Annotated in this window: 23 protein-coding genes; 5 read left to right on the top strand and 18 right to left on the bottom strand. The window is 69.9% G+C overall.

What is annotated here, in order from left to right; translation table 11 throughout:
• Window positions 1-10 precede the first annotated feature (10 nt).
• From VF106_RS12925 to pyrR, 3 genes are read right to left on the bottom strand one after another with little or no spacing between them, the layout of a single operon-like run.
• Window positions 11-1,282, bottom strand: a complete 1,272-nt coding sequence (locus tag VF106_RS12925) for a dihydroorotase (RefSeq protein ID WP_330839901.1) — start codon at window positions 1,280-1,282, stop codon at window positions 11-13.
• Window positions 1,279-2,238 (bottom strand): aspartate carbamoyltransferase catalytic subunit, encoded by a 960-nt coding sequence (locus tag VF106_RS12920; RefSeq protein ID WP_330839900.1) that lies wholly within the window; start codon window positions 2,236-2,238, stop codon window positions 1,279-1,281. The genes VF106_RS12925 and VF106_RS12920 overlap by 4 nt, the downstream gene beginning before the upstream one ends.
• Window positions 2,235-2,819, bottom strand: coding sequence for a bifunctional pyr operon transcriptional regulator/uracil phosphoribosyltransferase PyrR (gene pyrR / locus VF106_RS12915; protein ID WP_330839899.1), 585 nt, complete (start codon window positions 2,817-2,819; stop codon window positions 2,235-2,237). The genes VF106_RS12920 and pyrR overlap by 4 nt, the downstream gene beginning before the upstream one ends.
• Window positions 2,820-3,081: 262 nt before the next feature.
• Between pyrR and bldD the strand changes: the two genes are divergently transcribed.
• Entirely contained in the window at window positions 3,082-3,570 is a 489-nt protein-coding gene (gene bldD, locus VF106_RS12910) for a transcriptional regulator BldD (RefSeq protein ID WP_075123575.1), read from the top strand.
• A 337-nt stretch (window positions 3,571-3,907) separates the two neighbouring features.
• Window positions 3,908-4,519 (top strand): DUF3558 domain-containing protein, encoded by a 612-nt coding sequence (locus tag VF106_RS12905; RefSeq protein WP_330839898.1) that lies wholly within the window; start codon window positions 3,908-3,910, stop codon window positions 4,517-4,519.
• A 13-nt stretch (window positions 4,520-4,532) separates the two neighbouring features.
• Here VF106_RS12905 and VF106_RS12900 read toward each other — a convergent pair whose 3' ends face one another.
• The 3 genes from VF106_RS12900 to VF106_RS12890 form a co-directional block, all read right to left on the bottom strand.
• Complete coding sequence (locus VF106_RS12900; RefSeq protein WP_330839897.1) at window positions 4,533-5,627, bottom strand: hypothetical protein; 1,095 nt, start codon at window positions 5,625-5,627, stop codon at window positions 4,533-4,535.
• Window positions 5,628-5,629: 2 nt separating this feature from the next.
• Window positions 5,630-6,037 (bottom strand): hypothetical protein, encoded by a 408-nt coding sequence (locus VF106_RS12895; protein ID WP_330839896.1) that lies wholly within the window; start codon window positions 6,035-6,037, stop codon window positions 5,630-5,632.
• Window positions 6,038-6,135: 98 nt separating this feature from the next.
• Window positions 6,136-6,630, bottom strand: a complete 495-nt coding sequence (locus VF106_RS12890; protein ID WP_330839895.1) for a dihydrofolate reductase family protein — start codon at window positions 6,628-6,630, stop codon at window positions 6,136-6,138.
• A gap of 123 nt (window positions 6,631-6,753) precedes the next feature.
• On the opposite strand from VF106_RS12890, the gene VF106_RS12885 reads away from it, so the two are divergent.
• Window positions 6,754-7,698: a sigma-70 family RNA polymerase sigma factor gene (locus VF106_RS12885; RefSeq protein ID WP_330839911.1), complete on the top strand. Its 945-nt coding sequence runs from the start codon at window positions 6,754-6,756 to the stop codon at window positions 7,696-7,698.
• Here VF106_RS12885 and VF106_RS12880 read toward each other — a convergent pair.
• The 4 genes from VF106_RS12880 to VF106_RS12865 form a co-directional block, all read right to left on the bottom strand.
• Complete coding sequence (locus tag VF106_RS12880; protein WP_330839894.1) at window positions 7,695-8,600, bottom strand: DMT family transporter; 906 nt, start codon at window positions 8,598-8,600, stop codon at window positions 7,695-7,697. The genes VF106_RS12885 and VF106_RS12880 overlap by 4 nt on opposite strands.
• A gap of 109 nt (window positions 8,601-8,709) precedes the next feature.
• A complete protein-coding gene (nusB, locus tag VF106_RS12875; protein ID WP_330839893.1) occupies window positions 8,710-9,129 on the bottom strand; it encodes a transcription antitermination factor NusB in 420 nt (139 codons plus the stop codon).
• Window positions 9,130-9,693, bottom strand: coding sequence for an elongation factor P (gene efp, locus VF106_RS12870; protein ID WP_330839892.1), 564 nt, complete (start codon window positions 9,691-9,693; stop codon window positions 9,130-9,132).
• A gap of 27 nt (window positions 9,694-9,720) precedes the next feature.
• Window positions 9,721-10,812 carry a M24 family metallopeptidase gene (locus tag VF106_RS12865; protein WP_330839891.1) on the bottom strand — a complete coding sequence of 364 codons (1,092 nt, stop codon included), beginning with the start codon at window positions 10,810-10,812 and terminating at the stop codon, window positions 9,721-9,723.
• Window positions 10,813-10,844: 32 nt separating this feature from the next.
• On the opposite strand from VF106_RS12865, the gene VF106_RS12860 reads away from it, so the two are divergent.
• Window positions 10,845-11,303, top strand: a complete 459-nt coding sequence (locus VF106_RS12860; protein ID WP_330839890.1) for a B-4DMT family transporter — start codon at window positions 10,845-10,847, stop codon at window positions 11,301-11,303.
• On the opposite strand, the gene VF106_RS12855 is transcribed toward VF106_RS12860, so the two are convergent.
• The 4 genes from VF106_RS12855 to VF106_RS12840 form a co-directional block, all read right to left on the bottom strand.
• The gene (locus VF106_RS12855; RefSeq protein ID WP_330839889.1) at window positions 11,264-12,751 is read right to left on the bottom strand and encodes a beta-xylosidase; all 1,488 of its coding nucleotides are present in this window, start codon (window positions 12,749-12,751) and stop codon (window positions 11,264-11,266) included. The genes VF106_RS12860 and VF106_RS12855 overlap by 40 nt on opposite strands.
• Window positions 12,752-12,852: 101 nt before the next feature.
• On the bottom strand, window positions 12,853-13,698 hold the full coding sequence (locus VF106_RS12850) for a GNAT family N-acetyltransferase (RefSeq protein ID WP_330839888.1): 846 nt from the start codon (window positions 13,696-13,698) through the stop codon (window positions 12,853-12,855).
• 5 nt (window positions 13,699-13,703) lie between these two features.
• Window positions 13,704-14,132, bottom strand: a complete 429-nt coding sequence (gene aroQ / locus VF106_RS12845) for a type II 3-dehydroquinate dehydratase (protein ID WP_330839887.1) — start codon at window positions 14,130-14,132, stop codon at window positions 13,704-13,706.
• Window positions 14,129-14,737 (bottom strand): TetR/AcrR family transcriptional regulator, encoded by a 609-nt coding sequence (locus tag VF106_RS12840; RefSeq protein WP_330839886.1) that lies wholly within the window; start codon window positions 14,735-14,737, stop codon window positions 14,129-14,131. The genes aroQ and VF106_RS12840 overlap by 4 nt, the downstream gene beginning before the upstream one ends.
• 33 nt (window positions 14,738-14,770) lie before the next feature.
• Between VF106_RS12840 and VF106_RS12835 the strand changes: the two genes are divergently transcribed.
• Entirely contained in the window at window positions 14,771-15,112 is a 342-nt protein-coding gene (locus VF106_RS12835; protein WP_330839885.1) for a rhodanese-like domain-containing protein, read from the top strand.
• Window positions 15,113-15,635: 523 nt separating this feature from the next.
• On the opposite strand, the gene aroB is transcribed toward VF106_RS12835, so the two are convergent.
• The 4 genes from aroB to aroC form a co-directional block, all read right to left on the bottom strand.
• Complete coding sequence (gene aroB / locus VF106_RS12830; protein WP_330839884.1) at window positions 15,636-16,754, bottom strand: 3-dehydroquinate synthase; 1,119 nt, start codon at window positions 16,752-16,754, stop codon at window positions 15,636-15,638.
• Between the two features lie 69 nt (window positions 16,755-16,823).
• A complete protein-coding gene (locus VF106_RS12825; protein WP_330839883.1) occupies window positions 16,824-17,942 on the bottom strand; it encodes a DNA glycosylase AlkZ-like family protein in 1,119 nt (372 codons plus the stop codon).
• A 39-nt stretch (window positions 17,943-17,981) separates the two neighbouring features.
• Complete coding sequence (locus tag VF106_RS12820) at window positions 17,982-18,494, bottom strand: shikimate kinase (protein WP_330839882.1); 513 nt, start codon at window positions 18,492-18,494, stop codon at window positions 17,982-17,984.
• Window positions 18,491-19,672, bottom strand: a complete 1,182-nt coding sequence (gene aroC, locus VF106_RS12815) for a chorismate synthase (protein ID WP_330839881.1) — start codon at window positions 19,670-19,672, stop codon at window positions 18,491-18,493. The genes VF106_RS12820 and aroC overlap by 4 nt, the downstream gene beginning before the upstream one ends.
• Window positions 19,673-19,687 lie beyond the last annotated feature (15 nt).

The raw sequence follows: 19,687 nt of genomic DNA, 5'->3' as shown, positions 1-19,687 counted from the left end.
ACAAGGGGTGTCATGCCGTCACCTTTCCTTCGTGAGCGGTGACCTTGCCGCGGAGGACCGTCGTGAACACTCGGCCGGGCAGTGTCATGCCCTCGTACGGGGTGTTGGCGGCGATGCTGGCCAGCTCCGCGCCGTTGACCGTCCAGGTCGCCGCCGGGTCGATCAGGGTCAGCGTCGCGGGCTCGCCCGGTTCGAGCGGGCGGCCCTGGTCGGTGAGGCCGGCGATCGCGGCGGGCCGCTCGCTCATGACGCGGGCGACGCCGCGCCAGTCCATCAGGCCGGGTTCGACCATCGTGCGGATGACCACCGACAGCGCGGTCTGCAGGCCGAGCATGCCGGGCCGGGCCGCCTGCCACTCGCAGTCCTTGTCCTGCGGGGCGTGCGGGGCGTGGTCGGTGGCCACGCAGTCCAGCACACCCTCGGCGAGGGCCTCACGCAGGACCTTGGCGTCGGCGGACGTCCGCAGGGGTGGGTTGACCTTGTTGACCGGGTCGTAGGTGGCGAGCCGCTCGTCGTCCAGCAGCAGGTGGTGCGGGGTGACCTCGGCGGAGACCGTGATGTCCTGCGCCTTGGCCCACCTCAGCAGCTCGGCGGCGCCTGCCGTGGACACGTGGCAGACGTGCAGCCGGGCGCCGGTCTGCCTGGCGAGGAGGCAGTCGCGGGCGATGATCGCCTCCTCGGCGGCCGCCGGCCAGCCGGCGAGGCCAAGGCGTGCGGCCTGCTCACCCTCGTGGGCCTGGGCGCCGATCGTGAGGCGCGGCTCCTCGGCGTGCTGGGCGATGACCACGTCGAGCGCGGTCGAGTACTCCAACGCGCGGCGCATGAGCAGCGGGTCGGCGACGCAGTGGCCGTCGTCGGAGAACATCCGGACGCCGGCGTTCGCCATGGTGCCCAGCTCGGCGAGCTTCTCCCCCGCCAGGCCGACGGTGACCGCGCCGACCGGGTGGACGTCGACGAGGCCGACCTCGCGCCCGCGCCGCGACACGTGCTCGACGACGACCGCGTTGTCGGCGACCGGGTCGGTGTTGGCCATCGCGAACACGGCCGTGTACCCGCCGAGCGCGGCGGCGGCCGACCCGGTGGCGATGGTCTCGGCGTCCTCGCGGCCCGGCTCGCGGAGGTGGGTGTGCAGGTCGACGAAGCCGGGGAGCGCGATCAGGCCGTCGGCGTCGATCACCTCGGCGTCGTCGTCGGTGCCCTCGGCGATCAGACCGTCCCGGACCAGGAGGTCCACTGTGTCCTCGCCGTAGGGCCGGACTCCCTTGAGCAGCAACGGCTTCACGCGACCTCCTCCTCGTGGGCCAGCAGGTGGTACAGGACCGCCATCCGGACGTGCACGCCGTTCGACACCTGCTGGGTGATCGCGGCGCGTGGCGAGTCGGCGACCGCGGCGGAGATCTCCATGCCACGCAGCATGGGGCCGGGGTGCAGCACGACCGCGTGGTCCGGCAGGAGGTCGAGGCGCTTCTGGTTCATGCCGTAGGCGATCGAGTACTCGCGGGTCGACGGCAGAAAATTGCCTCCAGGGCCGGCGGGCCCGAGACCGCCGTTCATGCGTTCGGCCTGGACCCGCAGCACCATGACCGCGTCGAGCGCGGGCAGCTCGGCGTCCAGGGTGTGCGAGACGGTGACCGGCCAACGGTCCACATGGGCCGGTAGGAGCGTCGGCGGTGCGACCAAGATCACTTCCGCGCCGAGCGTGGAGAGCAGGTGGACGTTCGAGCGCGCGACCCGGCTGTGCAGGATGTCGCCGACGATCGCGATCCGCCTGCCACTGATCTCCCCGAGCCGCTCCCGCAGGGTGGCGGCGTCGAGGAGGGCCTGGGTGGGGTGCTCGTGCATGCCGTCGCCCGCGTTGACCACGGAGGTCCCGGTGCCGGCGAGCCACTCGGCGAGGCGGTGCGCGGCGCCGGAGGCGGGGTGCCGGATGATCACGCAGTCGGCGCCGGCCGCCGCGAGGGTCGTCGCGGTGTCCCGAAGGGACTCACCCTTGCCGACGCTGCTCCCGCTCGCGGACACGTTGACCACGTCGGCGCTCATCCACTTCCCGGCGATCTCGAAGGAGACGCGGGTGCGGGTGGAGTTCTCGTAGAACATCGTGATCACGGTGCGGCCGCGCAGCGTTGGCAGCTTGCGGACCTCCCGGCCGAGCAGCGTCTGCTTGAGTTCGGTGGCCGTGTCGAGGACCGCGGTCGCGGTGGCCGCGTCCATGCCCTCGGTGGCGAGCAAGTGCTTCACTGGTCGCTCCTGTCCAGCACCACCGCGTCGCGATCGTCGGTTTCCGTGAGCAGGACGTGGACCTCCTCGGTGCGGGACGTTGGCACGTTCTTGCCCACGTAGTCCGCGCGGATGGGCAGCTCCCGGTGGCCCCGGTCGACGAGGACGGCGAGCTGCACCGAACGGGGGCGGCCCACGTCGCGTAGCGCGTCGAGTGCGGCGCGGATCGTCCGTCCTGAGTAGAGGACGTCGTCGACGAGAATGACCAGGTGGTCGTCGATGCCACCGCGCGGCAGGTTGGTCGCGCCGAGCGGCCGGGTCGGCTTGCGACGCAGGTCGTCGCGATAGAGCGTCACGTCCAGCACGCCCGTCGGGACATGGACGCCGGAGAAGTCGGCGATGCGGGCGGCCAACCGGTGGGCGATAGGCCCGCCACGGGTCGGGATGCCGAGAAGAACAACGGGGAGCGCGTCTGCGGCGCCGAGCGCGGTGCGCTCGATCACCTGATGCGCCATACGGGCGACGGTGCGCGCGACGTCGCCGGCCGAAAGCAGCTCACGCCGCTCAGCCGGTTCCGCCGCGCCGCGGGTCGGCGGCGCCACGGATGACCTCCTTCTCCGCCTCACGGGACGGGTCCTTAAAGGACGTCTAGCTTGACACCCATTGCGGGTGCTGTAGCACCGTATCAGGCCCCACGGATCCACCAACCGGGTGGTAATCCGGGGTTTCCCCGGACGTCGTACACAGATCAGCTTGACCTGGTGACAACTGTGGGTAACCATTACTCTGCGTGTCGATATGCGGCTACCCGCGGCATCCACGGTTCTGGATGACCGGCGGGCGAACGAAATGGAGAATCGCCAGATGGGCGACTACGCCAAGGCGCTAGGGAGCAAGCTCCGTGGCATCCGCCAGCAGCAGGGCCTGTCCCTGCACGGCGTCGAGCAGAAATCAGGCGGCCGCTGGAAGGCGGTCGTCGTGGGCTCGTACGAGCGCGGCGACCGGGCCGTGACCGTACAGAAGCTGGCCGAGCTGGCCGACTTCTACGGGGTTCCGGTGGTCGAGCTGCTGCCAGAAGGCAGGGTGCCCTCCGGGGCGGAGCCGGCGACCAAGATTGTGATCAACTTGGAGCGGCTACAGCAGCTCCCGGCGGAGAAAGTGGGTCCGCTGGCCCGCTACGCCGCCACCATCCAGAGCCAGCGCGGGGACTACAACGGCAAGGTGCTGTCCATCCGCACGGAGGACCTCCGCTCGCTGGCCATCATCTACGACATGACCCCCGGCGAGCTCACCGAGCAGCTCATCGACTGGGGTGTGCTTCCGCCGGAGGCACGTCCGTCCAAGGAGGACTGAACGCAGATCGTCACGGGCTTTTGAGGCACCGCCCGACCGGCCGAGGGAAAACGGGAGATCGGCCGATTCGGGTGCGCGAGGAACAACAACCCGCAGATCGACTCTCCCGGTCGCGACCCTGGACGCAAGGGTCGCGACCGGTCGTGTTTCGAGCTTGATCGTCGCGCTGAGTACGCAAAAGGCCGTGATCAAGTAGGCAAGTGCCGGTGAACGGCTACTCCATTCAGGTCACCTGCGCCTTACCCGACCGGGGCACCGTCCGTCTTCCCGGTTCGACCGCCACGCTGCGCTGCCGCTCCGTATGCTCTCGTGCACAGGTTGTCCACGAGGGGGAACGATGACGACCGGACGACGAGCCTGGCTTGCCACTGTGCTCTCGGCGGCGTTGCTGGCCGCCTGCGACAGCAAGGCCCCACCGCCCCCCATCCCGGGTACGTCGACCACCACGAGCACGGATCCGGCGCAGCAGGCGCCCAAGGTAACGCACCCGCTTGACGACAAGGAATTCCTCGCGGACCCGTGCCGCAGCCTCACCACGCCCCAACTGACGGCGCTGGGCCTCACCGAGCCACTGAAGAACCGAGGAGACGACTCCTTCGAGTCGAAAGTCGGCTGTGGGTACAGAGTCCCTGACCCCGAAACCGATCTACTCGCCTACGTCAACTACTACCCGGAGACCACAACCGGGCTGGACGAGGTGTACGCCGACCGTCCGCCGACACCGTCGCCTACCTGGACGGCCACCGTGATCGACGGCTATCCAGCGGTGACCATCGCCCCAGGGGACGATCGAACGAGGTGTCACGTCAACGTCGGCACCAGTGACGACACATACTTCGAAATCACTTACTACTACTTCGACTGGAACGACTGGGACGGCCGAGACACCTGCGCCGCAGCGACGAGTATCGCCGCGGCGGTGCTGGCGAACATGAAGGCCGCCAACTGACCGCCGCGGCGGCTCAGGCTCGCCGGTAATCGTCGTAGAACGGCACCTTGTCCGTGAGCTGCGATTCGTTGTATCGCGAGTACTGACGCGCCTCTCGAATCTGGTCGAGCCTGCGCCGGAGCGAGTCCGTGAGATCCACGAGGGCGTCGGCTACCTCGCGTTCGATCTGCTCGACACCGTTCAGGTACTGCTTCGCCGCGTCACGCAGGTGGTAGGTGTTCTCGAGGACGAGTTCCTTCGTCGTCGTCCGCTCGGTTGTCTTCACTGCTTCGCCGACCATCTCCACCGCGGAGGCGAACAGGACGGCGGCTGTCACACCGGTGGACCCGCCTGTGATGACCGAGGTCGCCACGGCGACGATCCCTGTGACCACCACCGACATCAGGTTGAACGTGCTTTCCACTGTCGGTGCGGGTCGCGGACACAACCGCGTCAGCGCTTCCGTCAGGGCGAGGATGTCCTCGCCGGCCCTGTGCAGGATGGCCCGGTACCGAATGACGTGCTCAGCCACCGCGTAGAGACAGTTCTCCGTGCGCATCTGGTAGTCGAGAAGGTCTCCCTCGTACGCGTGGGCCCAGACATCCTCGCGCGCCACCCACGACTTCCGCATGCCGACCCAGTTGATCCTGGTGACGGTGACGTCTCGGTACTTCATGAGCGCTGCGGGCCGTTGCTGCGGTTTGTCGGTGTCGTTGGCCTCCCCTTCCGGCATGACTGGTGCGCCCTCGCGAATCCAGGTCAGATAACCGTCGACGAGTTTCAGATACACCGGTTCGATGGTCAGGGTGTTGATGCCGGACACCGCTTGGGCCGGTCGGAAGAATCGGCCGGGGTCGCTCGCGAAGTCCTCGAGTACCGACAGGGTCTCGTACTCGCGAGGATCCTCATGCGGCGCGTCAGGAACCGTTCGGCTCGCGACCTCGGTGTCCTTCTCGCTCGGATGCGGCGAACGCAGTGGCCGGTAGACACGCGGGCCGTCATGCGTCTCGGGGCGGAGCAGGTACTCGATCCACGCGTTCAACTCTCCAGCCGCCTTGGCCATCCGAGGGTTGGTCTCGGGATCGATGCCGTCGACGGGAATGGGGTCGCAACCAGGAGGCAGGTCCATGGCTACCAGAACCTCTTCTCGTCCAGTTCGCGGTGGATCGCGATGAACTGATCAGCGTGCGCCAGGTCGTTCTGCACCGCCTGGTTGATGTGTGCCTGCAGCATGTCGCGGTAGTTCTGCAGGGAAGCGACCAGTTCGTCCTGGTCACCGACCAGTTCGCTGACCTGGAAGGTGACCTCGTTGAGGAACGAACTGATCGCGGGCTTGACGTGGCCGTTCCCCTCTCCACCGAACCACCCCGGCGTCTCCTCGACGTGCGCCGCCCTTGCCTGGTCATGTGCGGCCCGGTATATACCGGCGATTCGCCGCAACTCCTGGATCACCGGATCCAGGTACAACTCGATCGACTCCTCCATGTGCTCCGGTGAAAGTTTGTAAACCTTGTCCGGGTCGTTCTCTGGTGCGGCCATGCGCTGAATTCCCCCTGTCACGCATTTGCTTGCTGACACAGGGTGGCAGGGAATAACCAGTGCGTGGGCGAATTTCGCGGATTTACCCCACCGGCGGCTTACCCGACCGAGGCGTCCCGCCGGTACCACAGGAGCGCCGCGGCTCCTTTGCGCTCGATGGAGCTGAGCCGCAGGTCGGTCGGTGCCGTGTCGCCGGTGAAAAGGCGGCTGCCCGAGCCGACCACTGTTGGGAACACCATGAGGCGGTACTCGTCGATGAGCCCGTGCCGTGCCAGGGTGTGCACGACGCTGATGCTGCCGGTGACGATGACGTCCTGGCGGGCCTTGCGCCGACGCACGGCCGTGACCAGGTCGTCGTCGATCACCGTCGAGTTCTGCCATCCGCTGGCATGGGCCAGTGACCGCGACGCGACGAGCTTGTCCATGTTGTTCAACTTCGTGGCGAACTCGTCGGCCCGGCCAGGCCAGATCTTCGCGAACAGCTCCCAGGTCCTGCGACCGAGCAGCATGACGCCGGTGTCGAGCAGCGCTCCCAGCCCGAACTTGTCGCCCGCGACGGCCTCGGGGCCGTGGCGGAACGCCCAGGCCTCCACGGGGTGTCGATCCGGACCCGTCCGGGTCCTCGACGACACCGTCCAGCGTGATGAACTCGATGACGATGAGGTTGTGCATGACCGTACATACCGGCGACGGTCGCCATACTCATCGCCGTGACCATGCTCGATTTCGAGCCGTACCGCCGCGAGCTGCTGGCCTACTGCTACCGGATGCTCGGCTCGGTCCACGAGGCGGAGGACCTCGTGCAGGACACGATGCTGCGAGCGTGGAGAGCACGCGACAGCTACGACGGCGCCAAGGCGTCGGTCCGGACGTGGCTGTACCGCATCGCGACGAACGTCTGCCTGACCGCGCTGGACGGTAAGGCGCGCCGGCCGCTGCCGTCCGGGCTGGGCGCACCGAGCACTGATTCGGACGCGCCCCTGTTGCCGGCGTTCGACGTGCCGTGGCTGCAACCGTTTCCCGATGCCCGGCTCGCGGATGCCACCGATCCCGAGGCCCTGGCGGTGAAGCGGGGCAGCATGCGGTTGGCTCTGATCGCGGCCATACAACTCCTGCCGCCACGTCAACGCGCCGTGTGGGTGCTGCGTGAGGTGTTGGAGTTTCGCGCCGCCGAGGTGGCCGAGCTGACCGGCGCCTCGGTCGCGTCCGTGAACAGCGCCCTTCAGCGAGCGCGGACCGCACTCGCGAACGCCACCCTCGTCGAGGAGGAGGTCGATCGCCCCGACGATCCAGACGTCCGCGCGACCGTGGAGGCCTATGTCCGTGCTTTCGAAGCGGCCGATGTGGACACTCTGGTCGAACTGCTCACCGAGGACGCGATTCTCGAGATGCCGCCGGTGCCGCTGTGGTACGTCGGACGCGACCGCTACGGCGATTTCATCCGGCGCGTGTTCGCGATGCGCGGCGTCGGGTGGCGGATGGTGCCCACCGGGGCCAACGGCCAACCGGCCGTGGCGGCGTACGCACCGGATCCCGACGGAACACTCCGCCTCCACACCGTGCAGGTGTTCACCGTCACCGGCGGGAAGATCGCGCACACCGTCGTTTTCCAGGATCCAGCGGTGTTCGACATCTTCGACCTGCCCGGTGTCCTCGGTTAACCCGTGGTCACCTTGGCCGACCGGTCCGGTTCCGCCTGCGCGGGTCGGCGAGCGCGTGACACCGCGACGCCCGTCAGGCACAGCGCACCGCCGGCGAACGTGAGCCAGCCGGGCACCTCGCTCAGCAGCAGCCAGGACATGACGATCACCAATGCCGGCACGACGTACGTCGTCGCGCCCATCTGGGCTGCCGTGGTGCGGGCCAGGGCGTAGGCCCATGTCATGAACGCCAGCGCGGTCGGGAACACGCCGAGGTACAACAGGTTCAGCGTGGCGGACAACGGCGCCGAACCGGCCTCCGACAACAGCTGACCGGTGAACGGCAGGCACGCCACCATGCCGACCAGACAGCCGAACGTCGTCACCTGCAACGCACTTCCGTACCGTAGCGCGGGTTTCTGCGACACCACACCGACCGCGTAGCTCACCGCCGCCACCACGCACAGGCCGACCCCCAGCACCGAGGCGCTGCCTTCCCCGGACATGGAGACGCCGACCAACACGGCACCGGCGAACGACACCCCGATGCCGGCCAGCACGCGCGGCCGGAACCCTTCCCGCAGCAGCCAGCCACTCAGCAACGCAATCAGCACCGGCCCCACGTTCACCACCATCGCGGCGGTGCCGGCGTCGACCTCCTGCTCACCCCAGTTCAGCGCCACCATGTACACGCCGAACCACAACACCCCGGACACCAGGATCCCGGACCACGCCGCCCGCGGCGGTAACCCTTCCCGCCGCACCACCAACAACGCGACCAGCACCACCGAACCCGCGAACAACCGCCCCAACGCGAGCGCGCCCGGCGAGTAGTACACCCCGGCGCTACGAATCGCCACGAAGGCCGAGGCCCACAGGAACACGGTGACAGCGGCGGCGAGCAGTGATCGTCGATCAGACATGCACGGCACCGTACGACGTGGACAGTTCGGCACCGCCCGAAGTGAAGGTCATGTGCGCCACGCTAGGGCCGGGCACCGACATTCTCTGGCGGGAACCCGACTCCGCGACCTACAGGGTGGCGCGTAGCCGGTCCGCTATCGAGGCCAGGCGGCCCAGTACGCCGTTGACGAAGCGGGGTGAGTCGTCCGTGGACAGGGAACGGGCCAGTTGCACGGCCTCGTCGATGGCGACCGGGTCCGGTACGTCCGTGGCCCACAGCAGTTCGAACAGGCCGAGGCGCAGGATGGCGAGGTCGACGAACGGCATGCGGTCGAGTGTCCAGCCCTCGGCGTGCTCGGTGAGGAGTTCGTCGATGCGCTCGCGGTGTGCCACCACGCCCTCGACGAGGGTGGTGGCGTAGTCGTTCGGCACCGGGTTTTCCGCTACCTCGGCCCGTTCGGCCAGCAGGGCCAGCGGGTCGGCGTCACGCAGGGCCGCCGCGTACAGGACATCGACCGCGCGCTTGCGAGCTTTGCTGCGCGCGCCCATCTATGAGCTGACGCGGCCGAGGTAGCGACCGTCGCGGGTGTCCACCTTGACCTTCTCGCCGGTCGAGAGGAACAGGGGCACCTGGATCTCGGCGCCGGTCTCCAGCGTGGCCGGCTTGGTGCCGCCGGTGGAGCGGTCGCCCTGCAGGCCGGGGTCGGTCTGCTTGATCACGAGCTCGACCGAGGTCGGGAGCTCGATGAACAGCGGGGTGCCCTCGTGCGTGGCGACCGTGACGGTCTGGTTCTCCAGCAGGAACCGCGAGTTGTCGCCGACGACGTCGCCGTCGATGTGCTCCTGCTCGTAGGTCTCGCCGTCCATGAAGACGAACTGGCCGCCGTCCTCGTACAGGTAGGTCATGTCGCGGCGGTCGACCGTCGCGGTGTCCACCTTGATGCCCGCGTTGAAGGTCTTGTCGACGACCTTGCCGGTCATCACGTGCTTCAGCTTGGTCCGCACGAACGCCGGGCCCTTGCCGGGCTTGACGTGCTGGAACTCGACAACGCTCCAGAGCTGGCCCTCGAGGTTGAGCACCAGGCCGTTCTTCAGGTCGTTCGTGGATGCCACGGGGTCGTTCTCTCCTAGTCGGATCGTCTACACGACGACGAGCTGTTTGGTCGTCAGCGTGAGAAGCTCGGGATCGCCGTCCCGCACGACGAGCGTGTCCTCGATACGGACCCCGCCCTTGCCGGACAGGTACACGCCCGGCTCCACGGTGACAGCCATGCCGGCAGAAAGTGTACCTTCACCCGTCTTGGCCAGGGACGGTGCCTCGTGGATCTCCAGCCCGACTCCGTGTCCGAGCCCGTGCAGGAAGTCGTCGCCGTGCCCGGCCGCCTCGACGACCGCGCGGGCCGCCGCGTCGACGTCGGCGACGGCCGTGCCGACCCGCAGCGCCGCGCGGCCAGCCGCCTGCGCGGTCGCGACCAGGTCGTACAGCTCACGCTGCCAGTCCGCGGGCGCGCCGAGCACGAAGGTGCGGGTCATGTCCGAGTGGTAGCCGTCGACCAGCGCGCCGAAGTCGAGCTTCACCAGGTCGCCGGTGGCCAGCTCCGCGTCGGTCGGCCGGTGGTGCGGGATCGCCGAGTTCGCACCGGCGGCGACGATCGTGTCGAACGACGGGCCGGCAGCGCCGTGGTCGAGCATGCGGGTCTCCAGCTCGCGGGCCACCTCACGCTCGGTGCGGCCCGGCCGCAGACCACCGTGTTCGATGAGGTCGGCCAAGGCGCGGTCGGCGGCCGCGCACGCCATGCGCAGCGCCTCGATCTCGTTCTCGTCCTTCACCACGCGCTGTTCCTCGACCAGGCCGGGCGCGCGGACCAGCTCGACCTTCTCCGCCTGCTCGGCGAGCACGTCCAGGTCGTCGACGGTCACCCGGTGGCTCTCGAAACCGGTGCGGCCGTAGCCCTTGGCGCCGGCCAGCGCGGCGAGCGCCGGCGGGCACGGCCGCTCGATCAGGCGTTCCAGGTCGGGCACCTGCCGGGCGGACTGCGTGAGGTAGCGGCCGTCGGTGCAGAAGACCGTGCCGTCGTCGCCGGCGGCGTGGACGAGCAACGCGGCGTTCGAACCGGTGAACCCGGTCAGGTAGCGCACGTTGCGCAGGTCGACCACCAGCAGGGCGTCCAGGTCGCGCTCCCGGAGGCGGGACCGCAGCGCCGCGCGGCGGCGCACGTGCGTCTCGGGCATGACATCGACCTTAGTGGGCATAGGGTGTCCCAATGCGAACGTGGCTGGTCCGAGGCGCGACGATGGCCGTGGTGCACGCCGCGGCCGAGACACTGCGTACCGACTTCGGCGTCGGGCACCCGACGTCCCGGACGCTGTTCGAGGCGATCACGCTCGGCGTGCTCGTCGGGGTGGCGGCCGTGTGGGGCGCGGTCGACCGCTGGCGTGAGGTCGAGGATGCCGGGCGGGCGTGGCTCATCGCCTCGCTGGTGGCCGGTTGGGGCGGCGCCGTCCTCGGCGTGATCGGCAAGTCGGTGTTCGTGGACCAGAGCGGGGTCGCCGACCTGGGGAGCGCGCTGACCGGCGGGGCGGCGTTCACCGCGCTGCTTGTGTTGATCCCGGCGGCGATCGGGCTCGGCGCCGGCAACTGGATCCGCTCGACCCGCGTGAGCGGCGACGAACCCGAGGACGCTCAGCGCGGTGGGCCGACCAGGTCCGCGCCGCGCGCGTAGGCGTCCCACTCCTGCGGGGTGATGTCCAGCGACGTCGACGAGTTCGCCGTCGCGACGGCCGTCGACGCGATCCGCCACAGGCGGTCGTTCATCAGGAACGCGATGCCGCGGTCGGCAGACTGCCGGACCGGGACCCCTGGCGTGACGTGCGCGGCCACCTTGACCTTGTCGAGCGACGGCGGGCGCCTGGCGAGAACACGGATGGCGAGTTTCTCGGCCACCGACCTCCGGTCGAAGCGCACGATCTGGCCGCCGATCACGAGGTCCACGGTGCGGGTCGGCGACGGCACCGCGAACCCGTCGAGCGCGAGCACGGCTCGCGCCGGGTCCTCGCAGGCGTCGAAGTCGACCACGTCGAGACCGAAGTGCGCCAGCCCGGACGGCCCGTGCGGTCCCTCCTGGGTGGCCCGCACGAGGTCGATCGCGACCTTGCCGCACGGGTTGTCCGTCGACACCACGGCGTGCCCGTCGGCTCTGCGCACCAGCCCCGGTCCCTCCCGCCACGGGCCGGGCAGCAGCAGTGGCTGGTAGGGCTGGAACCGGAAACCCCAGTCCCAGAAGGTGATCGTGGTGCCTTCCGCGGTCTCGTGGGCGATGGCGAACGCGGCGAGCGCGTCCACCCACATCCAGTCGGCGCTGAACGCGTCGACGACAGAGCGGTAGCGGGCACTGGTGTCGGGAACGGCGCGGAACCCGCCGGTGCCCAGTGCCTCGACGTCCCTGGTGAAGGCCGGGTCCGGGGAGCGCAGCACGAACTGGCCCGCGCCGTTGTGGCCCGCGGCCTCACCGGTGGTGTCGGTGAACATCAGGTAGAAGAGGCCGGCGACGTAGACGACCGACGGCTGACCGGCGCCGTAGGTGTTGCTGCGGTTGACGTCCCGCGACGCGGTGACGAGCGGCCTGCCGCCGTTGGCCCGGGTCCACACGCGCCCGTCTGTGCTGGTCGCGAGCCCGATCGCGTTGCCGTGGGCGTGATCGCCCGCCGCACCCGTGTAGTACATGTAGTACGTCCCGCCGACCTTGAGCACCGACGGGTCGCAGGTGTGCACGGCGTCGAAGCTGGTGGCGCTGCCGGAGAAGATCGGGGTGCCGCCGCTGCCGTCCGGGCCGGCGAAGGGGCCGTCGGGGGACGCGGACTCGGCGAGCAGGATGTCGTCGCCGGGCGGGTTGGCGATGCCGAGCTGGCTGCACCACCACATGCGATAGCGGCCGCCGTCCCACAGCACCGACGGCGCGTAGTTGTAGGGCGCGTCCCCGCTGCCGGCTGCGACGACCCCGGGGCTTTGCCGACCGGCGATCGTGGTCAGGGCCACGGGGTCGGTGACGGGTGGCGCGACCGGCTTCGGCGCCTCGGTCGCCGCCGCGGCCGGGCCGTGGACGGGGTCGGGCGCCGCCTCGCTCGGGGTGCAGGCCGCGGCCACCGCCGTGACGATCAGGGCAGCAAGCATGTGTCTTCGACGGTGCGTGACGCGCATCGTGGAAGACCTCCGTAGTGGGCACAACATTCAGCCGAAGGACAGTCTAGTGACTACGCGCCGTAGGACGAGATTCACGATCGGGCGACGAGCTCCACCTCGAAGCCGTCCGCGTTCTCCAGATAGGCCGCGTAGTGGTCCGGACCGCCGGCGAACGGGTGCCGGTCGGCGAACATCAGCCGCCAGCCGTGTGCGGGCGCGGCGGCGGCGATGCGGTCCACGTCCTCGCGGGTACCTGCGTGGAGCGCGAGATGGTTGATGCCGGGCGCGGTCCGCTCGTGCCGGTCGCCGGTGCGAGCCGGCGAGTCCTCCACGACGACGTAGCTGTCACCCTGGCGCCAGCTCACGCCGCGGTCCCAGCGTTGGTACTCGTGCCAGCCGAGCTCACCGAACAGCCAGCCGAACGTCTTCTCGGCGGCGGCGAGGTCGGCGACCCACAGCTCGACGTGGTGCACACCGGCAGGCTTGGTGGGCAGCGCCACGAGCACACGGTGCGGGCCGCCGTAGTGTTCGCGGCCACCGACGTCGAGGAACCCGAGCCGCTCGGCGAAGCGCCGTGCCCGCGCGTTGTCCTCGTGGACCAGGGCGAAGACGGCCGGTGCTATCGCGAGGCCGGTGTGGACGAGTCGGGTGGCGACCTTCCGGGCGAGGCCGGTGCCCCAGTGGTCCCGGGCGATGTGCCAACCGCATTCGAGAACGCCGTCGGGCAGTTCGGGAGAGACGCGGAGCGCGCAGATGCCAGCCACTTCGCCGTCCCGCTCGACGATCCAGATACCGGTGCCGGCGGGGCCTTCGTACCCACGCCAGACCGCGGCGATCTCCCGGACCTGGTCCGGTCTCGTGAGGTCGCGGGCGTGGTATCGGCTCAGCTCGGGGTCGGCGAACAACCTGATCAGCGCGTCGGTGTCGCGCTCTTCCACCGGCCTCACTTGTGGTCGGCCAGCCAGCGGAGCGCGAGCGTGTACCCGTCGACGCCGAGGCCCACGATGACGCCGGTGGCGACGGCGGACAGGTAGCTGTGGTGCCGGAACTCCTCGCGCTTGTGCACGTTGGAGATGTGGACCTCGATCAGCGGGGCGGTGAGCAGGGCACACGCGTCGCGGATCGCGATCGAGTAGTGGGTCCACGCGCCGGCGTTGAGCACCACGGGATGGCCGTGCTCGGCCGCCTCGTGCAGCCAGCCGATCATCTCGCCCTCGTGGTCGGTCTGGCGCACCTGGACGTCGAGGTCCAGGTCGCGGCCGGCCTTCTCGCACAGCGCCTCGAGGTCGGCGTAGGTGGTGTGGCCGTAGATGTGGGGCTCACGCGTGCCCAGCCGGCCAAGGTTGGGCCCGTTGAGCACCAACACGGTCATGATGTGTCTCCTTCGAGGATGGCTCGCGCAAGCGTAGCCAGGCCGTTCTTGACCCGTGCCGGGCCGATCTCGTCCCGCAGCGCCGTCCGCTGGTCGGCCGCGAGCGGGGCGAGGAGGGCGTGGGCGAGGTAGTCCGCGTCCGGGACACCGCCCTGTTCGAGCAGGTGGGCGACGTGCCGGTGCCAGAGACGGTACGCACCGATCGCGTAGCGGGCGCCGGGCCGAGCGGTCTCGGACATGTGGACGAGGTCCAGGTTGTCGTCCAGGAAGTCCACGTAGGCGTCGAGGAAGGCGACCAGCCGGGCCGTCGGGGCGGCTCCGGGTCCGAGCGGCGGCGGACCGCTCAGGATCGCGGCCTGGAGCCGGCGCTCCTGCTCGTCCAGGAGTGCGACGGCGAGGCCCGCCTTGTCCCCGAAGCGGCGGAACAGGGTGCCCTTGCCGACGCCCGCCGCGGCCGCGACCTGGTCCATCGACACGTCCGCCACCCCGTGGTCCCGGAACAGCCGGGCGGCCGCGTCGAGCACGAGGGCCCGGTTGCGCGCGGCATCGGCACGCTCTTTCGCTGGCGGGGAATAACCGGACCGCAGTCCACTGTTGTCGCTCATGTCTATCCGGACCGTAGTCCACTTGGAGGAGAAATGACGGAGTTGATCAGCAGGGCGGACCTGCTGGCCGCCATCGAGGCCGGCGAGGTGACGGTGGTCGACGCCCTGGGCGGTGAGTACTGGGCGCGGCAACACCTGCCGGGCGCGATCCCCCTGGTCGCGGCGGACGTGCGGACCCGGGCGGCGGAACTGCTCCCGACCCGCGACGCGGCGATCGTGACGTACTGCTCGAACCCGGCGTGCCCGAACAGCCAGCAGGTGGCCCAACTGCTGACCGACCTCGGGTACACCAACGTCCGCAAGTACCGGGAGGGCATCGAGGACTGGGTGGCCGCGGGCCTCCCGGTGGAGTCGGCACTACCGGCCGCGAGCTGACCTCCCTGTCCGAACCCTCTCGCGGTCGAGCGGCCGGCAACGACCCGCTCGACCGCGAGCCGCCAGCCACCAAAGCCCCCGAATCGCGCCCGCGAACCCAACCGACCCGACGCCAAACGGCCAGCACGCACCGACCCAACCGCACGTCGGCCGCCTCTGAAGCCCTCAAACCGCACCCACCAACCCGACCCACCCCACATTGAGCAGCCGGCAACGACCCCCTCGACCGCGAGCCGCCAGCCACCAAAGCCCCCGAACCGCGCACACCAACCCAACCCACCCGACGCCGAACGGCCAGCACGCACCCACTCAACCGCGAGCCGGCCGCCACCAAACCCCTCAGACCGCGCACACCAACCCAACCCACCCCACACCGAGCAGCCGGCAACGACCCCCTGGACCGCGAGCCGGCCGTTTCGGGCACCTCCCGGGTGGGCCCGAAAACGCAACTCGCGGGGGCCCAACGCGGAACTCGCAGGGGCCGAAAGCGAGACTCGCGGGGGCCGGACGCGAGACTCGCGCGTCATTGGGGGGTGTTGAGGTTTGTGTAGGCCTCGGCCATCAGGTCCTCGGACGGGTCCTCCAGGCGTCCTGGCTTGGCCAGGCCGTCCAGGACGACGAAGCGGAGGCGTCCGGCGCGGGTCTTCTTGTCGCCGAGCATGGTCTGGGTCAGCTCGGGCAGGGCGTCCGGGTCGTAGGTGGTCGGCAGCGAGATCGCTTCGAGGATCGTGCGGTGCCGGTCCGCGGTGTCGTCGTCGAGGCGACCTGCGGCGCGGGCCAGTTCGGCGGCGAACACGAGACCCACGCTCACCGCGGCGCCGTGCCGCCACCGGTACTGCTCGCGTCGCTCGATGGCGTGCGCGAGCGTGTGGCCGTAGTTGAGGATCTCGCGCAGACTGGACTCCCGCAGATCGGCGGCGACGACGTCGGCCTTGACCTGGATCTTGCGCTGGACGAGCTCGGCGAGCACGTCCCCGTCGGGGTCGAGCGCGGCGGTGGGGTCGGCCTCGAACAGGTCGAGGATGCCGGGATCGGCGATGAAGCCGCCCTTGAGGATCTCGGCCATGCCGGGCACCAGCTCGTCAGCCGGCAGCGTCCGGAGCGTGGTGAGGTCGACGATCACGGCGCTGGGCTCGTGAAAGGCCCCGACGAGGTTCTTCCCGGCGCCGATGTTGATGCCGGTCTTGCCGCCCACGGCCGCGTCGACCATGCCGAGCAGGGTCGTCGGCACGTTGACCAGCCGAACCCCCCGCATCCACGAGCCGGCGACGAACCCCCCGAGGTCGGTGACCGCGCCTCCGCCGAGCGCCACGACCGTGCCCCCGCGGTCCATCCCCATGGCGGCGAGCGCGTCCCAGCACTCCCCCGCCACGGCGAGCGTCTTCCCGGCCTCGGCATCGGGCACGGGCACGAGGTGGACGTCGATCCCGTTGTCGAGCAGCCGTTGCCGAGTCGCCTCGGCCAACTCCACCAGGGTCGGCGGATGCACGACGGCCGCCTTGGGCGCCCCGTCGACCGCCGCGACCAGCTCGTCGCCGAGGTCACGCCCGATCACCACGTCATACGGCCGTTCGGTGGCGACCTTGATGCGCACCGGCTCCACGTTCCCGCTCCTTATGCTCGCTGTCGCTGGTAAGAGCATGTCACGGTCACGTCGACCTGCTGGTGACAACCGCCGCAACCGCCCGCGAGGACCCTCGGCCCGAGCGGGTCAGGCGATCGTCACCGTCAACTTTCCTTCGTGGGCGCGGGTTTCCGCCACGAGCTCGGCCTGCTTGTCGATCGCCTTGCGGAGTCTCGTGGTGAGCGCGAGGTGGGGAGTGATCGTGAGCTCGAGCGTCCGGCCGGACTTGCGGGCTCGCCAGGTGCCTGCCACCTCGCCGTTCACCACCAGAACGCCAGGGCTGCTCAGCGCGCGCCACACCTCCTTCGCCAGTTCGCGGTCCGGGGCGAGGAACGGGCGGTGGCCCAGGACATAGACGTCGCGTGGCGGCAGCAGCAACACCGGCGGTGGTGCCGGTGCGTCACCCAGAGCGTCGACCATGTCCGTCGTCGCCTGGAGTTCCCTGCCGTCTACGTCGACCGTCGCCATCTCGAGGTTCGTCCACACCGGACGCATCCAGTCCGGGGGCGCCGTCACCGATCGGTTGTTCAGCCACTGCACCAGGTCGCCAAGGGTGAGTGGCCCGGCCAGGCGGATTGCCGTTCGCAGTAGGTCGGTCGTGGCCGCCTGGGTGTCCTTCTCCTCGGTCGGCTCGCCAACAGGCATGCGGAAGCGCAGACGGCGATCCTCACCGGGCACGAGTTCGATGCCGGCGTAGAGGGTGGCCAGACGGAACATGCCGTCGGCGACGTGTGCGGTGCCGCAGGATTCACACCACGGACGGACGATTTCGGGAACGTTGGGGCTCACCGCGCTCGACAGCTCGCCCTTGGTGACGATCTCGCCGGGGAACGCCGCCCGCATCTCGTCGGCGACCCGTGCCAGCAGTGCGGGGCCGTCCGCTCCGGTCCTGATCAACGTGTCACCGAAGCCACCCAGGTAGCCAGCCAGTGTCCTGGTGTCGTGTGGGCGTAATGCTGCGCGCAGCATCGGCAGGTCGGCCCGCCGGTGCAGGTGGGGCGTACCACGCACGGTCAGCGCGAGCACCAGGTGTGGCTGGTCCAGTGGCTCCACACGGCCGGTGCGGTGGCGTAACGCGAGCGTGGCGGAACCAGCGGGCGTGTCCTGCAGCCCTGGCGTGAGCACGTCCACGGCACCAGTACCGGACAGCCCTTGCGCCCAGGCCCGGTATGCGAGGACCTGAGCACGCTCAAGTCGGAGTGCCATGCGTCAATGCATAGCGGACAGCACCGACATTCGCCGGAGTCAGTTGGCCACGGGCATCGTCGCGAGGACGTCGGCCAGGACCTCTTCCGGGGTGCGCTCGCTGGTCGGCACCGTCGCGGCGGCGACCGACTGGTAGATCGGGCGTCGGGTGGTGAGCAGTTCCTTCAGGTGCGCGCGGGGGTTCGGCAGCAGCCACGGGTGCAGCGGCACCAGGCCCTCACGGCGCAGGAGGTGGTCGAGGTCCACGTCCAGGAACACCACGTGGTGCGGCTCCAGGAGCTCGGGCACCCCGGGCGCCGTTGGTGTGCCGCCGCCGAGTGCCAGCACACCGTCGTGCTTCGGCAGGAGGACTTCGAGCAGTTCGCGCTCGGATTCCTGGAACTTCTCGCGGCCGAGCTTCACGACCAGTTCCCCGGCCGGCACGCCGTGTGCCTGCTCGAGGTCGTCGTCGAAGTCGCGGAACACGAGTCCCAACCGCTCCGCCGCCAGGCGGCCGACCGTGCTCTTCCCGGAACCGGGCGGGCCGACGAGGATCAGTGCGGGTCCAGTCACCAGCGCTCCTGCAGTGCCTTCAGGTAGGAATCGGCGTTCCGGCGGGTCTCGGCGAGCGAGTCACCACCGAACTTCTCCAGTGCGGCCTCGGCGAGCACGAGCCCGGTGACGGACTCGAGAACCACGCCAGCGCGGGGCACGGCGCACACGTCGGACCGCTGGTGGATCGCGACGGCAGGCTCACCCGTCGCCGTATCCACAGTGGATAGTGCACGTGGGACGGTCGAGATCGGCTTCATCGCGACACGGAGGCGCAGCGGCTCGCCGTTGGTGATGCCACCCTCCAGCCCGCCGGCTCGGTTGGTGCGGCGGGTGATGCCCGGGTGGGCGGGGTCGATCTCGTCGTGCGCCTTGCTGCCCCACCGGCGCGCGGTGGTGAAGCCGTCGCCGACCTCGACGCCCTTCATGGCCTGGACACCCATCAGCGCGGCGGCGAGACGCGCGTCGAGGCGGCGGTCCCAGTGCACGTGCGAGCCGAGCCCCGGCGGCAGCCCGTAGGCGATGACCTCGATGACGCCCCCGACGGTGTCACCGGCCGCCTTGACGGCCTCGACCTCGGCGACCATGGCCTCGGTACCGGCCGGGTCGAACGCGCGGACAGGGCTCTCGTCGATGGCGGCCAGGTCCTCCGGGCCGGGCAGCGGACCCTCGGGTGCGTCGGCACCCCCGATCGAGACGACGTGGCTGATGATCTCCACGCCGAGCAGCTGCCGCAGGAAGGAACGAGCCACGGTGCCGAGGGCGGTCCTGGCCGCGGTCTCCCGCGCACTGGCCCGTTCGAGCACCGGGCGGGCGTCGTCGAAGCCGAACTTCTGCATCCCGGCGAGGTCGGCGTGGCCGGGTCGGGGCCGGGTGAGCCGCTCGTTGCGGGCGAGGCCGGCCAGTTCCTCGGGGTCCACGGGATCCGCGGACATGACCTTCTCCCACTTGGGCCACTCGGCGTTGTCGATCCGCACCGCGACCGGCCCGCCCTGGGTCACCCCGTGCCGCACGCCACCGAGGAACTCGACCCGGTCGGTCTCGAACCCCATGCGCGGGCTACGCCCCAACCCGAGGCGGCGGCGGGCAAGCTGCTCGCTCAGGTCGGTTGTGGTGACCTCAACCCCGGCGACCATGCCTTCCAGCACGGCGACCAGCGCGGGCCCGTGTGATTCCCCAGCGGTGATCCAACGCAACACCCGCTGATCCTGTCA

Origin of the sequence: Actinophytocola sp. (assembly GCF_036378875.1) — a bacterium.
Classification (GTDB): Bacteria; Actinomycetota; Actinomycetes; order Mycobacteriales; family Pseudonocardiaceae; genus Actinophytocola.
The sequence above is the reverse complement of the archived record's forward strand: the minus strand, read 5'-3'. Positions and strand labels throughout refer to the sequence as shown.